Origin of the sequence: Paenibacillus sp. An7, from assembly GCF_009870785.1 — a bacterium.
GTDB lineage: Bacteria > Bacillota > Bacilli > Paenibacillales > Paenibacillaceae > Paenibacillus.
On sequence record NZ_WTWX01000002.1, the window covers coordinates 203,421 to 219,976 of the forward strand.

Below are 16,556 nucleotides of genomic sequence, written 5' to 3' on the forward strand. Positions count from 1 at the left end.
TTTTCATATGTACTCATATGAAGTCTTTATGTATTTTAGATGTTCATTTCAATTCGTATCAGGCCTTCACATCTTTTGCCATTATAGGGGAAAGCGGAATTTTCGACAACTATACTTTTCCTTTATATTCCAAAAAGATGGTTTAAATATAAGAGAATCAATTTCATAATACCTTTCGTAGCTTCAATCATCTATTTTTTGTGCCGAAAGCTCTCCGCCTGACAAAATAAAACGAAGTACAAGACATTCCCCCGGACGGGGCATAAACGTATTAAACACTGCTCCATCAAGCCATTTAGCTGCCCATTGCCTGATCACTCCGCCATGAGTTACCACAAGCATCTTGGGTACTTCGTTATGATCATCCATATCCTGATCTTTACTCCGTCTGGTCTTACATAAATAAGGTATGATCCGCTGTTCCGCAAACTCCTCTATTCTTTCGGAAAAGTGAGAAAACGTCTCTGCTCCTGGCGGGGTCACACCAAGAGGATCATCAATCCACTGACGATACTTCGGATCATGTTGGAGCATCTCATACGTCTGTCCTTCATATTCTCCAAAATGATATTCCCTAAGCCTTACGTCGAGGACGGCTCTATGAGCCTGTTCGGGGACGATAATATCCAGTGTCTCTGTACAGCGGGCAAGATCACTTACATAGATTTGATCAAACTGGATAAGCCTAAGGGATGTGCGAAGTCCTGCTAGCTCCTTCTTTGCTTCAGGAAGCAGCGGAAGATCGGTGTGCCCCAAATATCTTCTTTGCTGATTCCAGATTGTAAGGCCATGCCGGACTAAATAAACATCGACAGAAAACCTATTTCCATAAGACGTATTCACCACAGCCAACCGACTCCAGTAATCGACGTCAGCCATAATAAAAGCACCAGAAAGACTACGAATAGACTTGATGATGTATACATCATCGCAATCGTTGTCCGTATATGCCCCGCTTCCATCTCATGATAAGGTTCCCCCATATAAGCACGGAAAGAACGAACCCCGTGATAGACGTTATATCCTCCAAGCCGAATTCCAAGCGCACCGGCAACCGCGGATTCCGGATACCCGCCGTTAGGACTTGGATGCTTGCGTGCATCTCGCTTTACTGTGCGCACACTATTTTTCACATGAAGACCTAATACCCCAGCGGAAGCAAATAGCAGAAGTGCTGTAATCCGTGCTGGGATAAAGTTTGCAATATCATCCAGTCTAGCAGAGGCCATACCCAGCGATTTATACTTTTCATTTTTATAACCGACCATGGAGTCAAGTGTGTTTACCGCGCGGTAAGCCATCGCAAGAGGTGCTCCCCCAAGAAAAGCGAAAAACAGCGGAGAGATAATTGCATCTACAATATTCTCGGCTACCGTTTCAACGGTACCTCGCACTACTTCAGAGGATTCCAGCTGTTTGGTATCCCTGCCTACAATCATACCAAGTGCAGCTCTTGCTTCTGGCAATTTGCCGGCTCTAAGATGTTTATATACTTCTATACCTGCATCTCGCAGTCCCTTGGTCGCGATCGTTGTCGCAATCAGCAGAATTTCTCCCGCTATCGCAAGCGCAGGATGAATATAGAACAGTAATTTTAGGAACGCCCAAGTCAGAACATACGCACCAGTCACAATTAATATGGGAAAAAGAAACCCTGCATAGCGCAGTCCTCGGTCTGTTGTCACTTTCCTGCGAATGATGTTTTCAAGGCCCGTAATCGCCTTTCCCATAGCAATAACCGGATGAGGAATCCACTTGGGGTCACCGATGATAAGGTCCAGGGTGTAAGCTGCTAGAATAATCCACGCTCCAATCACGAGAACTGCCTCCTCTCTGCTGTATAACCTGAAGCACATAAACTTTCGATAACGGACTGATAGACAAGCCGCCCAATACAATCGCCGAGTCTAGTTGCCGTACCCGCATAGGCATGCGTTAGACTCGCCTCTGTTCCGTCCGCAGTAAGTCCGCTCGTTCCAATAACGATGGCATCTGTTGTTGTTCCCGTCGCAGATTGTCCATTTTCTGCATCTCTTACACCTAAATCCTGGAGAGCGGCAACTTTGGCTTCAACTGCCGTTTGCACTGCATTCACAAGTGCATATGGGGTTAATTTACCGGCAATGAACAGCATGATATTAATCGTACCCGGTGTATAACCGGCATTAAATACCGTCCGCTTGGACCCTGCTCTTGCTCCATTCGATACCCCTGCGGTGGTACAGCATAATAAGACTGCTCCATCGGTCTCGTCTTCCATAATAGAAGCATGTTCTAATTTCACTGCAGTTAACAAACCTGCCGTCTGCTGAGCTGGATATCCCCATTTTTCAAGCAATTCTTGAATATCTCTCACAGGGTCACTCGAATCATAATGACGATCCACGTATATATTTACAGCACGGCTAAGACGGTTCATACCGCCCCCATAAATACTGCTGGAGATTGTATCCAGCATCTGAGGGGATGTTAGCAATAGATGCCGTTCATATCTGGATATGGTCATCCCTGGCCAATGTCTTGATGAATACAAGAATGGTAAATCTTCCGATTCCGAATTCGTATGTAAGAATGGCGTCGCCATTACTTTGCTCCCTCCATGATCTGCCCAAATGTCTCTAAAAACTGTATATTTTGTTCTGTACCCTTCACCGCAATACGAAAAGCATGCTCAGTAAGCCCGGGATACATCGCGCAGCTGCGAATCAGTATTCCTTTTCGTCCCATCGCATCCTGCAGTGCAGCAGCGGTCCAAAGAGAGCTTCCCTCCGCGAGCAGATAATTCGCTTCTCCTGGATATACAGTAAACCCATATTTTCTAAGACCCTCGGTAAGTCTTTTTCTCTCCGCTGTAATCAGCGATATCGTATCCTTCTCATAGGAAGAATGTGCCTGAAGACAAGCTTCCCCTGCAAGCAGGGCAAGACCATTCACACTCCAGGTCACCTGCTTCTGCCCCATGGAACGAATGAGGTCAGGACATGCCAGCGCATAACCAAGTCTGAGACCAGGAATGGCATAAAATTTGGTCATCGAACGAATGATGATGACTTCTGGATATTTTTCTAATGATGGTGCAAGTGAATTGCGGTCTTCCTCCGGGATAAAATCAATAAAAGCTTCATCAATAACCAGCTTCGTCTTTGTTAGATGCGCCTTCTTCGCCAGCGTCTCAAGATCCATCAGTGAATACTGAACCCCGTTTGGATTATTCGGCTGACCAATAAATAGAACCTGTACCCTTTCCATCAGTGCTGCAATATCGTTTACGTCTGCTCGGTATCCATTGTCCTGCCGGCCATACACAGAATCGACTTTGGCACCAAACTGAAGAGCAAGTGAGCGGTATTCAGAGAAACCCGGCTCAATTGTTCCAACTGTCTGCGGTGACAATGCCATAAGCATAAGGGCCATACATTCCGCCGCACCATTCCCGATAAGAATATGGTCTTCTTCCAGCTTTACTTGTTCAGATAATCTCCGTTTTAGCGCCCGGTGTCCTGGATCGGGGTAACGAATAATTTCTTTCCAACCTTTTTTCAGTGCCTCCATTACTTCCTCAGGTGGTCCAAGGGGATTAATATTTGCGCTATAATCAAGAAAGTCAGCAGCACTCTTTCCGTACTTAAGTGCAGCCGTTTCTACATCCCCGCCATGTCCATAGATTTCAATCAAAGTCATGTCCTTCCTCTCTTTGCTGCATTACAGCATCACGTACCCATTATGATGGCAGAATTTAGATAGCGTCAATGGGATTTCCCTTTTGTATCGTTTGCGTTCTTGGTTTACAATAAGAGGTGAGTCTTCTTGTTTTCATCAGAATTGTTCGGGGCGTGTCCCGCTTATGATTCTTGAATACATATTTTATAAGGTATCGGAGGAAATCACCATGTTGTTTATTGACAATCAAGGCATTACAGATCCCCGGATTAACCTCGCTATCGAGGAATATGCCCTTAAGCACTTGTCTTTGGACGAGAGTTACTTGCTGTTCTATATCAACGCTCCCTCTATTATCATTGGGAAACATCAGAACACCATTGAAGAAATTAACCAAGAGTATGTACAGCAGAATGCAATCACTGTCGTGCGCAGACTTTCTGGCGGCGGTGCCGTTTATCATGATTTAGGCAATCTGAACTTCAGCTTTATTACAAAAGATGACGGTAATTCGTTCCACAACTTCCGTAAGTTTACCCAGCCTGTGGTTGAAGCACTCCATCATCTTGGAGTAAATGCAGAACTTACGGGACGTAATGATCTTCAAGTCGGCGAACAAAAAATTTCAGGTAATGCCCAGTTTGCAACTCGCGGCCGGATGTTCAGCCATGGTACGCTCATGTTCGATCTAAACCTCGAGGATGTACAAGCTTCATTAAAAGTGAATCCTGAGAAGTTCAAATCGAAGAGCACCAAATCTGTACGCAGCCGTGTAACGAATATCCGCTCTTTAATGGATAAAGACATGACTATTGTGGAATTCCGCGAAGAACTTCTTCGTCATATCTTTGGCATGGAAGCAAGTGAAGTTCCTCAGTATCATCTGACAGAAGAAGATTGGAAGAAGATCCACGAAATTTCTAAAGAACGTTACCAGAACTGGGATTGGAACTATGGACAGTCACCGGAAAGTAATGTAAAACACTCGAAGAAATTCCCTGTCGGTATTATTGATCTTCGTATGAATATCAAAGAAGGCCGAATCGATGATATTAAAATCTATGGTGATTTCTTTGGTGTAGGAGATGTCGCTGATATTGAAAACTTGCTTCGCGGCAAACGTTATGAGGATGCAGAAGTTAGAGAAGCGCTGAAAGACGTTGATGTAAAGCATTATTTTGGCAATCTCGAGATGGAAGACTTTATCGGTCTTGTCTTTCTTGAGGAGTAGCATTGCCCTTTAGAGTTATTATGCACTAATAAAGCACTAATCATAGAATAAGATATAGAGGAGAGAAACCATGACTTACAAACTAATCGCAATCGATATTGATGACACCCTGATTAATGACGACAAAGAAGTAACCCCTGCAACACAAAGTGCACTCGAAGCAGCTGTAGCCAAAGACGTAGTTGTTACCCTTGCAACCGGTCGTGCTTATGCTTCTGCTCAAGCCATTGCTAGACAAACGGGACTCAACGTTCCCATCATTACGTATCAAGGTGCGCTCATCAAGAACCTGATGGATGAAGAAGTTCTTTACGAACGTTATGTTCCCCAAGATGCAGCTCGCAAGCTTTACGAGTTCTGTCTTGAACGGAATCTGCACCTTCAAACTTATATTGACGACAAGCTGTATTCTCGTGAAGAGAATCAGAAGCTGATTGACTACTGCAAGCTGAACAAGACTCCTTATTATATTGAACCTGATTTCATGAAAATGATTGAGCAGCCTGCACCGAAACTGCTCATTATCGATACACCGGAACTGCTGGATGAAATCGCACCACAGCTTCGTGAGCTGCTCGGCAGCGAGGTTCATATTACCAAATCCAAACCGCATTTCCTTGAAATCATGCATCATGAAGGTACCAAAGGCCATGCGCTGACTTTCCTTTCAAACCATTTTGGTGTGGATCTTAAAGATACCATTGCCGTAGGTGATTCCTGGAATGACCATGAAATGCTCGAAGCTGCTGGTCTAGGTGTAGCTATGGGTAATGCCATTCCTGCACTGAAAGAAATTGCTGACTATGTTACGCTGAGTAACAACGAAGACGGAATCAAGCACGTCATTGAGAAATTTGTTCTGAATGCCTAAGCTCCTCTAACCTAAAGTAGCCCCGGAACCGATTTGGTTTCGGGGTTATTTGTGGTATGGACAGATATAGAGCACTGTTTCACTTGTAAAAATATACCTTTCAAGTATAGTAAAGGAATACGTTATGTACCCGTTAATACACAAAATCAGGGGGCTATCTATTTGGAATCAGGACTGCTTATTGGACTTGTTGTCGTCGTGTCTGCGCTTTTGATGTACTCCTTCTTCTATACAATCAAGAAAGGTTATTCAAAAAAGTGGGATGAAGAAGACTCCTAATCTAAAAAAGGGCATAAAATAAGGATTGAAATTTCATTCTCCCATCTTATGCCCTTTCTTTTATTTTTCCGTTAATTTTTCTTTAATTCGAAGAAACTCAGACTTGATCCGTTCTTTCATTTCCTCTGCCTTTTCTTGTATGTCTTCTACTCGCTCTTTTCTTTTCCGTTCTTCCTCCTCACGAGCTAATTCTTCTTCCATCTCTTTTGCTTTTTTCATCTCATGTTCCATCATTGATACTTCTTTTCGGTACACAAAGGTAGGATCATACTGCTGAAGAAAGTAATTAAAAGCGACTTCATTGTTTTCTTTTATATTGGCAACAAAAGCAGTTTCCCCGTTATATAGTTCAGCCACTGTTCGCTCAATCAGGCTAAATCCTTCCTTGTGACGGTTAATGACTTTGCTCGCCCCAATCATCGAACCAATGCTTCCGCCAAGCAGAATACCAATGGGTCCGCCCAAAATTCCAATCAAAGAACCAATTAGACTGCTTTTTAACGCCGAAGTGTCTGCTTCACTTGGTGAGCTAAACCCATCTTTAAAAACGATTTTCCCATTTTCCTTCTGAATGACAGCTGCATCTAAAATTTGATATTGCTCATGACTTTTTGATTTGGATTCAGATAGAACTTGGTAAGCCTTGCTGTCATCATTGAACACGGCAACGACAATATTATTTTCTTCCACTTGTATTAACCCTCTCTTCTATGTATTTCTTCATTTACTTTAAATTAACTCAAATCCTCTAATTTTATTCGTGATGCAAAAAAACAACGGATTCGATCAGCTGTCTTTTTATCTATGAATTGAGTCCTCAGCTTTCCCTATTTAGTAGCTTATTGTTAATCTTTTCTATACTATTCTTGTAAAAGCAATTTCGATAGTAGGAGAGATTTATATGGATATCGGTTATGCCGCCAATGAGCAGATTAGAATAAATCATATAGTGGATGATTTCGAATTTGGAATAGATGAGGAAATTAAATATGTAATCACTCTATCCAGTCCTGGAGCAGGAAAATTTAGAATCAAACAGTTTGCAGAATGGATAGATAACTTAAATGAGTTTCCTGTCTATTATTGCGTAATCTATGATAAGGTATTTCATCCTATGTTTTTAGAATTATGCACACTATCTTATGAAGTTACAAAAATCGAAAATTCTAAACGTAAACATTTGTACAGCGTAGTAAAGGCAGATAATAAAGAAGAATTATGTACAATTGCAGAATTGATTGAGGTATTTTCTATGTCATCGAATGATTTAAGCATTCTCAGCACAAAAATAAATCCTTGCCGGGTTGGACAAGTTGGGGATCATGGAGAGTTTGATATTATTATTCTTGGTGATATACAAGATGCCAGCGTTTTTCACATTGGCCATGATGGAGAAACAATCTATCTACTATCGAATAATAAGAAATATTCAACACTTGAAGAAGCTATGTTAAAAATGCCTGAAGCTATGCTAAATAAGATTGAGGTAGTTGAATATGGCGGGGATTAAAATTGAAGCATAGGATTATAAAAAGTGACTAGAGACAAGAATTTGCAGACGTGGATTAGGTAAGAGTAAATTCCAACAGCGATGAGAAGAAATGAAGCAAGATTTAATAAACTAAAGGCTCTGTAAGATTTATTATTTAATAACTCTTTGCGGGTCGCTTCAAGAAAGCATGAGTGTCTCTTTTCTAATACCAATTTAATCCATATAATGTACAGCAAGAGGTGTTGTACTTTTGAGAAAAACATTAGAAAAAAGGTTGGCTTATTTATATACCGGGGAATTGTTTTCTATAGTCACTTTTATACCTGTTAGTTATCTGGTAAATTACTTATTCCCCAACTTACAATTGTATTCCCTATATTCATTTTGGATATCTTTTATACTCTTAGAATTTCTATTATTACAAGGAACGATTTATTGGTATGTAAAATGTAAAAGACTAAGAAATGAAAATAAGGCTATAACTCCGAGTAAAGTTGTTCGACTGTTACATTCTTTAAAAATGCTGAATATAGTTATGATTATGACCTCAATTGTTGTATTTTTATTTGATTTTATTAAATGGTACCCATCTTTACCTCTACAGGGATTTACAATCGCCTTCTTCATTTATATTTTTGCTATTTTAGAGTTTATAAACTACTTCTACATTCAGCTCTCCTATGATAATATCTCTGACATTAAAAGTTTGATTAGAATCAGAAAATTGAAGCATTCCTCTATGAGTAAGGATTTTAAACGAATGAGAAGTTCTCACCTTTATAACAACAAGCAAGGTTGATAATCATGAAGTTCCATTTTGATTGTTCGCTGCTGGACTTAAGTCTAGGGTACTTCCTTTCTCTAGACCGATTACAACCGCTCTCCTTTTTGCTATGATACCTGGAGTTGTAGTTGAAATTTATAGGAAGGAGTGATCCATTTGAGATTAAGAAAACAAAATCTGGTCGCCCCACTGCTCATTTTAATCGGTATTTTTCTGCTTATGAACTCCGGTAAGGATATCGGAACCGGCTCTATTTTTGGCTACTTTTGGCCGACCTTCTTCCTTATCCCGCTAGGTGTATTTTTCCACTGGATGTACTTCTCACTGATCGGCCGTGAAATCGGGCTTCTCGTTCCAGGAGGTATTCTGCTCACCGCAGGGCTGACTTGTCAGATTGCCATTGTTACAGACAGTTGGATTACCATGTGGCCTGGATTTATCCTGTCGGTAGCCGTAGGATTGTTCGAACTTTACTGGTTCGGTACCAAAAACAAATATTTGCTGATTCCCATTAATATTTTGGTTGTACTATCCTTTATTTTCTTCATCGCATTCTCTATTGGTTCGATGCTTAGTCAGTTCACCATCATCCAGCCGATCCTTGCTCTTCTGCTCATCGTTGCTGGAGCTTATACTCTCTTCCGGCCAAAAAGGCGCACTTACTAAAATGCATAATGTATACCTAATGTGATACTACGTAATTTAACTACATAATTTGGGTCATTAGAAACCTTTCTCCTTTCTTACGGGAAGATTTGTTGTGTATATGAAAAAAGACAGAGGAGATTCCTCTGCCTTTCTTGACTTATTTTTCCACAATATTATCTACAAGCCCACAAAGAGAAAAGCCTTATTGTAACGAATACGTTAGCCCGGTATGAGCAAATGTGATACTTGGGCTTAACGTGTAATCTTTGCGAAGATCAACGTCATGAGACATATGAGTAAAAATCGTTTGTTTTGGCCGCACCTTGTCAATGAGTTCTTGTGCCTCCACCATGTCGTATACCGACCGAGTTTCAAAGGCAGCTTCCTCATGATAAAAACTTGTACCCAGCACAAGCAGATCAAGACCATACAGCAGTTTTTGTTCTTCTTCGCTTAGATTAATAGAATCAGAGCAGTACACCCATATGAATCCATCTTTCTCAAGGCGATATGCATAGGAGTAACCGTTCTTCCCATGATTTACTTTCCAGGCCCGAATGTGGAATCCCGCAAGCACAAGACCATTCTCCAGATCAACCGGTTTCATCTCAATATGGTTCCCTAGCCAAGGAAACTGCGCCTGAATCGCATTCAGCACTTCTTGCGGTGCGTACAGTTCACCCTTCTCTCCAAGCCACCGGCAAGCATCAGCCCATTCAGGAAGTCCGCCAATATGATCAAAATGAGGATGTGTCACCAGCATCGTGTGTAGTTTACGTTTCTCCATCATTTCCATCTGGTGCCTAAAATCGGGCCCTCCATCGATGAGAAACTCCCCCTCGGCACTCTCTACAAAAACCGAAGATCGATACCGGCGATTCTTCCCGGTTGTTCTTGCTTCCTCACACACTATACACTCACAATATACCCTCGGTACGCCCATGGCGTCACCTGTACCAAGAAAGGTCAGCTTATTATATTTTGTCATGAATCATTCTCCTTTCTTGTGTCTCGTGTTCCTTATTGTCCGCGAATGCCCAGCGTAAGTTGTTTGCGCCCGTCTGCTGTTTGCCTTATTTCTTTTATCTCCCAGTTAAATGAAAGAGTCTGCTCTAGTTTTTCTACTTGCAGTTCGGACAAAACCAGACCTTCGATCCGTCCCTCTCCTAGGATGAAATCTTTGTCTGGATCAAGCTGGAATGTCGTCGCGATCCAGTTTTTGAGTCCATTATTCGTATTAAATGTAATCCGGTACCCTTCCTTTATTGCTTCCTCTAAATCTTCGCCATGTTCTTTCGCATAAGAGAAAAAAGACTCGTATGTATAATGCGGGCGCTCGGCAGCTTTTAACAGCTCCGTATTTTCCGTTTGTACTGCTTCTACAATCTCCTCATTCGTAAGTCCGCTTCTTCTTGCATTCTCTAGTAATATAGCGGTATACTGCGACAATTTGACTTCCTGGTTCATGAGGTAACACTCCTCTTCGTATGGTAAATGAAATTGATACTATTGTAGCCCTTTTTTCAACCCTTGTTCAAGATCAACCCATGTCTGTAAAAGAAAAAAACGACCTCCATCGGTCGTTTCTCCATCGGTCGTTTCCTCTTCTTTTATTTAATAAAATAAATTTTGGATAAATCACGGAAGAGTACAATCGGCTGAGCGGTTGCTTCCTCTAGACCACCATAACCTTTACTTACTGCGATAACACTTTTCGTATAAGCAATCGGCAAAACCTGAAGTTCTTTAGCAATCTTCTGCTGAATCTGTACATATAACTTCTGACGAACAGTCGAATCCACTTCTACAGAGGCGCGTTCCCAAAGTGTATCCAGGTCTTTGTTCTCCGCGTGTGATTCATTATATACCCCGCTACTCTTATAGAGAGACTCATAGCTAACAGGATCTGGACCGAGAATATATCCAGCAAGCGAAAGCTCAAAATCAGTATTGTTTTGATCTAGTTTTCGTTTTTCATACACGGCTGCTTCCATCGGTTTTAGCTCGACCTTGATTCCAACCTTTTTTAGTTTCTGCTGGATGTAAAGAGCCTGATTCATTTGCGTTTTGCTAGATTTCACATAAGCAAGGCGGATTTTTAAATCCGAAATATCTGCTTGTTTCAGTAATTCTTTAGATTTCTCAGGAATATAATCATAGGTCCTTACTTCCGAAGTATGATACAACGTATCCGGTGTAAATATAGAAGACGCAGGGTCTGCGAACCTGCTTGACAGATACGAGATTCGAATCATTTCTTCTTTGTCCAAAGCATAGGCGATCGCTTCACGGACTTCTTTCTTTTTCATCGCTGCTGTGTTCATATTAAATACCATGTACTGCAGACGTCCATCTGCATAAGTTACGAGGTTATATTCTCCTGATTCACTCAGCGTCTCATATTCATCGTTACTAATCAGCGACATCTGCACAACACCCTCGTGGAGTGCTTGATCGGCTGTATCCGGGTCCATGATTTGATACGAGATCGTATCCAAATAGGCTGCTCCGTCATAATAGTCTTCAAAACGCTCCAATGTTAGATGCTCACCTGGTGCGTACTCCTTATACTTAAAAGGACCCGACCCAATAGGGTGATCGTTTTTAGAACTATGGACGATATCTTTCTCGCCTTGATAGATATGCTTCGGAATTGGATACAGATACAGTAGTGCACCTTCGAATGAAGGAGTGGCTGCGGGCAGTACAAATTTGACAGTCAGCTCATCAATCTTTACTATCCTCACAAGTTGTCCATCAAAAACATACTGACTTCGGAAAGGACTATTCTGAGACTCATCTATGATTTGATTGACTGTAAACACAATATCATCGGCCGTAATGGCTTTTCCATCATGCCATGTGAGTCCTTCTCTCAGCTTGATAAAATACGTTTTATAGTCTTTTGAAGCATATGCACGCTCCGCCAAGGCATAAATTTTCTTCCCATTGTCCATATAAAATAGCGGCGCATAGAGCGACTGATTCACGGTAAGCGTGATCCGATCTGTTGCATATAAGGGATTCATTACCTTCGGATCATCTTGTACGGCGATATTGATACTTCCGCCCCGTACAGGTGAGCTTACCTTATCTGTTATTTCATTGCCAGCATCCCCCACTTTAGTCTGATCTTCTTGGTTGTCACATGCGGTCAGCAGTAACCCTAAGATGAGAAAAAGCGGCAACATATTTCGAAACCAATTTGAATATTTCATTCTCGTTGTTATCCTCCTGATGCATAAATAGCATTTAGGTATCCTCGCTAATAATATGAATGTAGTATAAACAAGGTTCTTCTAAAAAGCAAAACTAATAAAGCACATAATAAAAACCCCGCACGTCAGTTAACGTTCAGGGTATAAGTGAATTTCCCTATATAGATACTGGCATCGGATCACTCTTCAGGTGATTCTCAACCATCCAGTTCTCATGATCATTAAAAAGATATGCCCTGTGAACAAGGACACGCACCTCTTGACCTACCGATAGCGTTTCTTTTTCTAACGAACGATACGTAATTAACTTGTTATTCCCCACCATGACTTCAACAAGCCATTCGCTGCCGCGGAAGTGTAAGGCACGAACCTTTCCCTTTTCGGTAGCCGAAAGCAAGGTGAATTCATGTTCTGAGCCTACCTCAATATATTCAGGACGGATCAGAGCCTTCGCTTCAACAGCAGAACCGGTTAACTTGTCAAATCCTTTCAGTTCCCATGCATGCTCAACAATCGTCGATTCACCAATAAAAGAGGCTACAAAAGGGGTTTCCGGCTGTTTATATATATCCCAAGGAGTCCCTTTTTGCTCGAGTGCTCCTGCATTTATAATCATAATTTCATCAGCAACTTCAATCGCTTCGTCCTGATCGTGCGTGACGAAGATCGAGGTAATACCTACCCGCTCTATGAGTTCCCGCAGCCATGATCTCAGCTCGTGCCGAATCTTGGCATCAATTGCAGCGAAGGGTTCATCCAATAGCAGAAGCTGCGGCTCAGGAGCAAGTGCTCTTGCAAACGCAACCCGCTGTCTTTGTCCTCCGGATAACTGGTGAGGGTATCTTTTCTCAAAGCCGCTAAGCCCTGTCAGTTCAACAAGTTCCATGACCCGATCTTGTATCTGCGATTTGGATTGCTTCTTCACCTTAAGTCCAAACGCGATATTATCAAATACGGTCATATGTTTAAATAACGCATAGTTTTGAAAGACAAATCCGATTCCCCGTTCTTGGGGCGGAAGATGGTTAACCAGCTGTCCATGCAAGCGAATCTCACCCGCATCGGGATTTTCAAGACCTGCCAAGATACGTAGTATGGAAGTTTTGCCTCCTCCACTTGGACCGAGTAAACCAATGAGGTGACCTTTTTTTATATCAAAAGAAACATCTTTAACTGCATGAAAACTGCCAAAATGTTTGTTTAAACCACGGACTTCTACATGCATGACGCCATCCCCCATCACATATTTCCTATTATTTAGATAGGAATTACTTTATTTGATACTTTACCAAATATAGGGGGATTTCGTCAATCGTTTCTCTTAGATGATCGGAGAATACTTTCGTAGATTACCGTTATGATATTGTAACGTTATGATAGTTTACCGCTTTGAAGTATGTAAGCATGACGTGGTGTTGACGTATACCAAATGAAGGGTTACAGACGACTGCACATGATGCTTACATGTGAAGCTGCTTCAGCCCTGACTTCTTCAAATGGCAAGCGGTCTTGGATGTAATAAGAGATGAATCCGTGAATGGATAAAAATAAACTGTGGGGTAATTGGATCCGTTCTTCGTTTGTGTAGTTTTTGTGGTTCATATGATGACGGATAATAGTGGCGAATAATTCATAACAACGATTCTGTTCTGCCCGGCAATAAGCAAGCAGCTCTTCGTCCCTTATCATAAACATAATTTCATATTGATAGGGATTTTGCAGACCAAAGCGTATAAATTCCATCATGACATGTTCTGGTTTCGTGAGTCCATCTTTAGAACTTCTAGCCATGGCCTGCAGGAGCAGCTGCCCCAAATGATTAAAATCTTCGACTACGATGGCATAAAACAATTCTGCTTTTTCCTTGAAATGATAATATAAAGAGCCGTGACTGTATCCTAGATGCTGTCCAATACTACGCATTGAAATAGATCGATATCCTTTTGTAACGAACAAATGCCTGGCTGCTTCTAAAATTCGTTCTCTCGACAATTCCTGCTCCACTGCTCTTCTAGCCATATCTTATTCTCCTTCAATAAAATAAAGCTGCTGTCCCTCCGTGATCACAGATTGACCTTGTGTTAGATCTGTCATAAACTCGATGAATCGCTCTGCTTCTCGATCTACCGGCAGACATGTCAGCTTGACTTTGTCAGTAAATGTAGTCTCTCCCATGCGAACCTGCCTGTTTCTCAGCTCATTTTCCACTTTTCCCAGCCAAGTATAATCCAGTTCTACGAAAACTTCGCGGTGAAGCACTTTTGTAATCGCTTCCCCGGCCTCAATCGCAGCGACTGCTCCATCCGTATAAGCACGAATCAGTCCCCCGGCACCCAGCATAATACCGCCAAAATATCTCGTTACGACGATAGCGACATTTTTTAGTCCCTGATTTTTGATCACCTCCAAAATAGGTTTCCCTGCGGTTCCGCTTGGCTCTCCATCATCAGATTGCTTCTGAATCTCATCCCGTTCACCAATCATATATGCTGAACAATTATGAGTGGCGTTCCAATGTTTCTTCTTAATATCCTCAATAAATTGGATCGCTTCTTCCTCATTTTGTACAGGCATAACGTAACCAATAAATCGAGATTTCTTAATTACAATTTCCTTATTCCCCGCTGCTCGAACGGTTCTGTACTGCTCTATCATTGCTCTCTTACCTTTCTATATGTGAAGAAAACACCTATAGGTGTTCTATTCTTAGATGTAATAGGGTTTATATTTGTAAGAAAGCAGTCCATCCAAATGCGGGTGAACTGCTTCTTATGATCAAACAACCTGCGGCAGCTTGATTGTATTCCTCTATTCATGAAACAAATAACTTCTGATCTTTAATAGATCATTCCATTATTATTCAGTAAGTCTTGCTTCAAGTTTTGCTTTTTCTTCTTCGTAACCTGGTTTACCAAGAAGAGCAAACATATTCTTTTTGTAAGCTTCTACACCCGGTTGGTCAAATGGATTAACACCCATCAGGTATCCACTGATTCCGCATGCTTTTTCAAAGAAGTATACCAGATATCCGAAAGAATATGGAGACATATCTGGAACATTTACAATAAGATTTGGCACTTGACCGTCTGTGTGCGCTAGAAGCGTACCTTGGAATGCTTTTTTATTAACGAAGTCCATTGTCTTACCTTCAAGGAAGTTCAGTCCATCTAGATCGTCTGGATCTGCTTCAATGGAGATGTGGCTTGGCACTTCTTCCACTTGGATAACCGTTTCAAAAATGTTACGGCTACCTTCTTGGATGAATTGTCCCATGGAGTGAAGGTCTGTTGAGAAATCAACGGAAGCAGGATAGATTCCTTTGAAGTCTTTGCCTTCACTTTCGCCAAACAACTGTTTCCACCATTCGGATACAAAGTGCAAGGAAGGCTCGTAGTTTACAAGAATTTCTGTTCCTTTACCTTTACGATACAGAGCATTACGCACTGCAGCGTACTGATAACTTTGGTTTTCTGCAACATTCGGGTTAGCAAATTCTTTGGAAGCATCTGCTGCACCTTGCATCATTTCTTCAATGTTAATACCTGCTGTAGCGATAGGCAGAAGTCCTACTGCTGTCAGTACGGAATAACGACCACCTACATCATCAGGAATAATGAAAGACTCATAACCTTCTTCCGTTGCGAGTTTTTTCAATGCGCCTCGTGCTTTGTCTGTTGTTGCGTAAATACGTTTGCGAGCTTCTTCTTTACCGTATTTTTTCTCGAGTGCAGCACGGAAAATACGGAATGCAATCGCTGGTTCCGTTGTAGTACCCGATTTAGAGATTACATTGACAGAGAAGTCTTTTCCTTCAACCAGCTCAAGCAGATGATTTACATATGTAGAGCTAATGTTATTACCTGCGAAATAGATTTCTGGAGTTTTACGTTTTTCTTTTGGCAGCTCATTGTAGAAAGAATGAGTCAACATTTCAATCGCTGCACGCGCACCAAGGTAAGAACCACCGATACCGATTACGATTAGTACTTCGGAGTCGCTTTGGATTTTCGCTGCTGCTTTTTGAATGCGGGAGAACTCTTCTTTGTCATAGTTTGTAGGAAGGTCAATCCAGCCAAGGTAGTCAGAACCTGCACCTGTGCCATTATGAAGCTGTTCATGAGCAAGACGAATTGGCTCTGCCAGATAGTCCACTTCATGTTGACCTACAAATTCAAGAGCTTTACTGTAATCAAAAGTTACTTTTTTAGCCATGATGATAAAACCTCCATTATTTTAATAATTAGCGAATTCTCACTTCAAAGCTTGTCTTATGGCTGTCCGGTTTATACGTTATTGTTAACTACCGCGCCTTCACTTATGAAATAGAATACTTTAATTTAGATAACGTGACAAGCTTGGTGAATGATTGACTA

General features: G+C 41.6%; 17 protein-coding genes. 5 read left to right on the plus strand and 12 right to left on the minus strand.

The window, feature by feature from the left end:
- Window positions 1-183 precede the first annotated feature (183 nt).
- Genes GQY27_RS03965 through cobD form a run of 4 tightly spaced genes read right to left on the minus strand, consistent with a single transcriptional unit; the run spans window position 184 to window position 3,675 of the window.
- On the minus strand, window positions 184-879 hold the full coding sequence (locus tag GQY27_RS03965; RefSeq protein WP_160032231.1) for a histidine phosphatase family protein: 696 nt from the start codon (window positions 877-879) through the stop codon (window positions 184-186).
- Window positions 840-1,817 (minus strand): adenosylcobinamide-phosphate synthase CbiB, encoded by a 978-nt coding sequence (gene cbiB, locus GQY27_RS03970; protein ID WP_160032232.1) that lies wholly within the window; start codon window positions 1,815-1,817, stop codon window positions 840-842. Before cbiB ends, GQY27_RS03965 begins: the two co-directional genes overlap by 40 nt.
- Window positions 1,814-2,584 carry an adenosylcobinamide amidohydrolase gene (locus GQY27_RS03975; RefSeq protein WP_160032233.1) on the minus strand — a complete coding sequence of 257 codons (771 nt, stop codon included), beginning with the start codon at window positions 2,582-2,584 and terminating at the stop codon, window positions 1,814-1,816. Before GQY27_RS03975 ends, cbiB begins: the two co-directional genes overlap by 4 nt.
- Entirely contained in the window at window positions 2,584-3,675 is a 1,092-nt protein-coding gene (gene cobD / locus GQY27_RS03980) for a threonine-phosphate decarboxylase CobD (protein WP_527250284.1), read from the minus strand. Before cobD ends, GQY27_RS03975 begins: the two co-directional genes overlap by 1 nt.
- A 214-nt stretch (window positions 3,676-3,889) precedes the next feature.
- Between cobD and lplA the strand changes: the two genes are divergently transcribed.
- Together lplA and GQY27_RS03990 are read left to right on the plus strand one after the other, a co-directional pair.
- Window positions 3,890-4,891 (plus strand): lipoate--protein ligase, encoded by a 1,002-nt coding sequence (gene lplA, locus GQY27_RS03985; RefSeq protein WP_160032235.1) that lies wholly within the window; start codon window positions 3,890-3,892, stop codon window positions 4,889-4,891.
- Window positions 4,892-4,961: 70 nt separating this feature from the next.
- Window positions 4,962-5,762 carry a Cof-type HAD-IIB family hydrolase gene (locus tag GQY27_RS03990; RefSeq protein ID WP_160032236.1) on the plus strand — a complete coding sequence of 267 codons (801 nt, stop codon included), beginning with the start codon at window positions 4,962-4,964 and terminating at the stop codon, window positions 5,760-5,762.
- A 339-nt stretch (window positions 5,763-6,101) separates the two neighbouring features.
- On the opposite strand, the gene GQY27_RS03995 is transcribed toward GQY27_RS03990, so the two are convergent.
- Window positions 6,102-6,731 carry a hypothetical protein gene (locus GQY27_RS03995; protein WP_160032237.1) on the minus strand — a complete coding sequence of 210 codons (630 nt, stop codon included), beginning with the start codon at window positions 6,729-6,731 and terminating at the stop codon, window positions 6,102-6,104.
- 211 nt (window positions 6,732-6,942) lie between these two features.
- On the opposite strand from GQY27_RS03995, the gene GQY27_RS04000 reads away from it, so the two are divergent.
- The 3 genes from GQY27_RS04000 (at window position 6,943) to GQY27_RS04005 (ending at window position 8,983) form a co-directional block, all read left to right on the plus strand.
- Window positions 6,943-7,551, plus strand: a complete 609-nt coding sequence (locus tag GQY27_RS04000; RefSeq protein ID WP_160032238.1) for a hypothetical protein — start codon at window positions 6,943-6,945, stop codon at window positions 7,549-7,551.
- A gap of 232 nt (window positions 7,552-7,783) precedes the next feature.
- Window positions 7,784-8,332: a general stress protein gene (locus GQY27_RS21675; protein WP_236570476.1), complete on the plus strand. Its 549-nt coding sequence runs from the start codon at window positions 7,784-7,786 to the stop codon at window positions 8,330-8,332.
- 141 nt (window positions 8,333-8,473) lie between these two features.
- Window positions 8,474-8,983 (plus strand): hypothetical protein, encoded by a 510-nt coding sequence (locus tag GQY27_RS04005; protein WP_236570477.1) that lies wholly within the window; start codon window positions 8,474-8,476, stop codon window positions 8,981-8,983.
- A 184-nt stretch (window positions 8,984-9,167) separates the two neighbouring features.
- On the opposite strand, the gene GQY27_RS04010 is transcribed toward GQY27_RS04005, so the two are convergent.
- The 7 genes from GQY27_RS04010 to GQY27_RS04040 all read right to left on the minus strand — a co-directional run bounded on the left by GQY27_RS04010 (window position 9,168) and on the right by GQY27_RS04040 (window position 16,395).
- A complete protein-coding gene (locus GQY27_RS04010) occupies window positions 9,168-9,953 on the minus strand; it encodes an MBL fold metallo-hydrolase (protein ID WP_160032239.1) in 786 nt (261 codons plus the stop codon).
- 32 nt (window positions 9,954-9,985) lie between these two features.
- On the minus strand, window positions 9,986-10,432 hold the full coding sequence (locus tag GQY27_RS04015) for a hypothetical protein (RefSeq protein ID WP_160032240.1): 447 nt from the start codon (window positions 10,430-10,432) through the stop codon (window positions 9,986-9,988).
- 143 nt (window positions 10,433-10,575) lie between these two features.
- Complete coding sequence (locus GQY27_RS04020) at window positions 10,576-12,183, minus strand: ABC transporter substrate-binding protein (protein WP_160032241.1); 1,608 nt, start codon at window positions 12,181-12,183, stop codon at window positions 10,576-10,578.
- Window positions 12,184-12,340: 157 nt separating this feature from the next.
- A complete protein-coding gene (locus GQY27_RS04025) occupies window positions 12,341-13,408 on the minus strand; it encodes a sulfate/molybdate ABC transporter ATP-binding protein (protein WP_160032242.1) in 1,068 nt (355 codons plus the stop codon).
- A gap of 212 nt (window positions 13,409-13,620) precedes the next feature.
- On the minus strand, window positions 13,621-14,202 hold the full coding sequence (locus tag GQY27_RS04030) for a TetR/AcrR family transcriptional regulator (RefSeq protein WP_160032243.1): 582 nt from the start codon (window positions 14,200-14,202) through the stop codon (window positions 13,621-13,623).
- A gap of 3 nt (window positions 14,203-14,205) precedes the next feature.
- Entirely contained in the window at window positions 14,206-14,838 is a 633-nt protein-coding gene (locus GQY27_RS04035) for a YigZ family protein (RefSeq protein WP_160032244.1), read from the minus strand.
- A gap of 201 nt (window positions 14,839-15,039) precedes the next feature.
- Window positions 15,040-16,395 (minus strand): glucose-6-phosphate isomerase, encoded by a 1,356-nt coding sequence (locus GQY27_RS04040; protein WP_160032245.1) that lies wholly within the window; start codon window positions 16,393-16,395, stop codon window positions 15,040-15,042.
- Between the last annotated feature and the right edge of the window lie 161 nt (window positions 16,396-16,556).